The organism is Crenobacter sp. CS_VA4, assembly GCF_055597485.1.
The window spans coordinates 1-2,856 of record NZ_JBVMAE010000061.1 but is presented as its reverse complement, the minus strand read 5'-3'; the positions used below and the strand labels follow the sequence as shown (position 1 = coordinate 2,856).

Sequence of the window (2,856 nt, the reverse complement as noted above, 5' to 3'; positions counted from 1 at the left end):
TATTCGCCGAGGTAGGCGTTACGCACGCGGTCGTCGTTGAGCAGGTCCTGCGCCGGACCGCTGATGCTGATGCGGCCGCTCTCCATCACGTAGCCGCGCTGGCTGACTTCCAGCGCGAGCTTCGCGTTCTGCTCGACCAGTAGCATGGTCACGCCCTGCGCCGCCACCTGCTGGATGATCTCGAAGATCTTCTGCACAATGATCGGCGCCAGGCCCATCGACGGCTCGTCGAGCAGCAACAGCTTGGGCTTGGACAGGATCGCCCGGCCCATCGCCACCATCTGCTGCTCGCCGCCCGACAGCGTGCCGGCCAGCTGCTTGTAACGCTCTTTCAGACGCGGAAACAGCGTGTAGACGTGGTCGACCTCGGCGAGGATCTGCGCCTTGTCGTTGCGGTAATAGGCGCCCATCAGCAGGTTCTCTTCCACCGTCAGCTTCGAGAAGACGCCGCGGCCTTCCGGCACCATCGCCAGACCGCTGCTGACGAAGTGGTGCGACGGGATGCCATGGGTGTCCTTGCCGTCGTACGTGATGCTGCCGCCCGACTTCTTCACCATGCCGACCAGGGTCTTCAGCGTGGTGGTCTTGCCGGCGCCATTGGCGCCGATCAGCGTGACCAGCTCGCCCTGGTTGATGTGAAAATCGATGCCCTTGACGGCCTGGATGCCGCCGTAGGCCACCTGCAGGTTTTTGACTTCCAAGAGACTCATGCGTGGGCCACTCCGAGGTAGGCTTCGATCACTTTCGGGTCATTGCGCACCACTTCCGGCACGCCTTCGGCGATTTTCTTACCGTAGTCGAGTACGGCGATCCGGTCGCACAGGCCCATCATCAGCTTTACGTCGTGTTCGATCAGCAGGATGGTTACGCCGTCGTCGCGGATCTTGGCCATCAGGCTTTTCAAGTCGGCGGTTTCGCGCGGGTTCATGCCGGCGGCCGGCTCGTCGAGCGCCAACAGCGTCGGCTCGGTAGCCAGCGCCCGGGCGATCTCCAGACGACGCTGGTGACCGTAGGACAGGTTGCGGGCACGCTCGTCGGCGACGTTGCTGATGCCGACGTATTCGAGCAGTTCCCAGGCCTTCGCCTCGATCGCACGCTCCTCGTCCATCGTGCGCCTATTGCGCAAAATGGCGCCGAGCCCGCCAGCCTTGGTCCGGATGTGGCGCCCCACCATCACGTTCTCGAGCGCGGTCATTTCGGCGAACAGACGGATGTTCTGGAAGGTCCGGGCGATGCCAGTGTCCACCACGATATGCGGCTTGGCGCGGAACAGATCCTTACCCGCGAAGGTGAAGCTACCCTCGTCCGGCATGTAGAGGCCGGTCAGCACATTGAACAGCGTGGTCTTGCCGGCCCCGTTCGGGCCGATCAGGCCGTAGATCTCGCCCTTGTTGATGGTCAGGCCGACGTTGTTGAGCGCCACCAGACCACCGAAGCGTTTTACGATGCCTTCGATTTTCAGCAGAGTTTCAGCCATGGCTTAACCTTTCTTGGCGTCCTGGAATTCCAGCTTGCGGTGTTTGGACGGCCAAGCCCCTTCCGGCCGGACCAGCATCATCACCACCATCGCGAGGCCGAACAGCAGCATCCGTGCATTCTCCGGGTCGACGATCATCTTGCCGAACACCGCCATCTGCAACGGGCCGATCGTGTCGCGCAGAAACTCCGGCGCCACGGTCAGCATCACCGCCCCCAGGATCACCCCCGGGATATTGCCCATGCCGCCGAGCACGATCATCGCCAGAATCATGATCGATTCCAACAGGCTGAACGACTCGGGCGACACGAAGCCCTGGAACGCCGAGAACAAGCCGCCAGCCACGCCACCGGACAAGGCGCCCAGCGCAAACGCCAGCAGTTTGATGTTGCGGATGTTGATGCCCATGGCGGCGGCGGCGATGTCATCCTCGCGCAGCGCCACCCAGGCCCGGCCGATCCGCGAATGCTGCAGACGCCACGCCATCATCACCACACCCACGGTCAGCACCAGGAACAGGTAGTAGTACAGATAGACGTTGCTGAAGGTCAGGCCGAACAGCTCGAACGTCTTGCCGAACGAGAAGCCGCCGACCTGAATCGGATCGATCAGGTTGACGCCCTGCGGGCCGTTGGTGATGTTGACCGGTGCGTTCAGGTTGTTGATGAAGATACGGATGATCTCACCGAAGCCCAGCGTCACGATCGCCAGATAGTCGCCCTTCAGCCGCAGTACCGGCGTGCCGAGCAGGATGCCGAAGAACGCCGCCAGACCTGCCCCGAGCGGGATCGCAATGTAAAACGGCAGGTGCAGGCCGAAGTGCGGCGAACTCAATAGCGCGTAGGTATAGGCGCCCACCGCGTAGAACGCGATGAAACCCAGGTCCAGCAGACCGGCGAAGCCGACCACCATGTTCAGACCCAACGCCAGCATCACGTACAGCAGGGCAAAGTCCACGATGCGCACCCAGGAATTGCCCAGCGCTCCGCCGACGATGAACGGCAGCACCGCCATCACGATGGCCGACGCGAGGAACGCGCCGACTTTCTTGTTATTGGCCATGGTCACGTTAGTTTCTCCCCGGGAAATCATGCGCGGTCCGCCACTTTCTCGCCCAGCAAGCCGGACGGACGGAAAATCAGCACCATGATCAGCACCATGAAGGCGAAGATGTCCTGGTAGTTACTGCCCAGGAAGCCCCCGGTCAGCGTGCCGATATAACCGGCACCAAGGCTCTCGATGATGCCGAGCAGAATCCCCCCCGCCACGGCGCCGCCGAGGTTGCCGATACCGCCGAGCACCGCCGCGGTAAAGGCCTTCAGACCGATCAGGAAGCCCATGTAGTAGTGCGCCTGGTCGTAGTTGGTCGCGACCATCAC

The 2,856-nt window shown here is 62.4% G+C and carries 4 protein-coding genes; all 4 read right to left on the bottom strand.

From position 1 onward, the window contains the following. Positions 1 to 710 (bottom strand): ABC transporter ATP-binding protein (locus ACZ2IA_RS22605; protein ID WP_470294840.1); only part of this gene is annotated, 710 nt, incomplete at its 3' end. Then, positions 707 to 1,477: an ABC transporter ATP-binding protein gene (locus ACZ2IA_RS22600; protein ID WP_470294839.1), complete on the bottom strand. Its 771-nt coding sequence runs from the start codon at positions 1,475 to 1,477 to the stop codon at positions 707 to 709. The genes ACZ2IA_RS22600 and ACZ2IA_RS22605, both read right to left, overlap by 4 nt. A 3-nt stretch (positions 1,478 to 1,480) precedes the next feature. Then, the gene (locus ACZ2IA_RS22595; protein WP_470294841.1) at positions 1,481 to 2,539 is read right to left on the bottom strand and encodes an ABC transporter permease subunit; all 1,059 of its coding nucleotides are present in this window, start codon (positions 2,537 to 2,539) and stop codon (positions 1,481 to 1,483) included. A gap of 26 nt (positions 2,540 to 2,565) precedes the next feature. Continuing rightward, the coding region (locus ACZ2IA_RS22590) for an ABC transporter permease subunit (RefSeq protein ID WP_470294838.1) at positions 2,566 to 2,856 on the bottom strand (291 nt) is incomplete at its 5' end.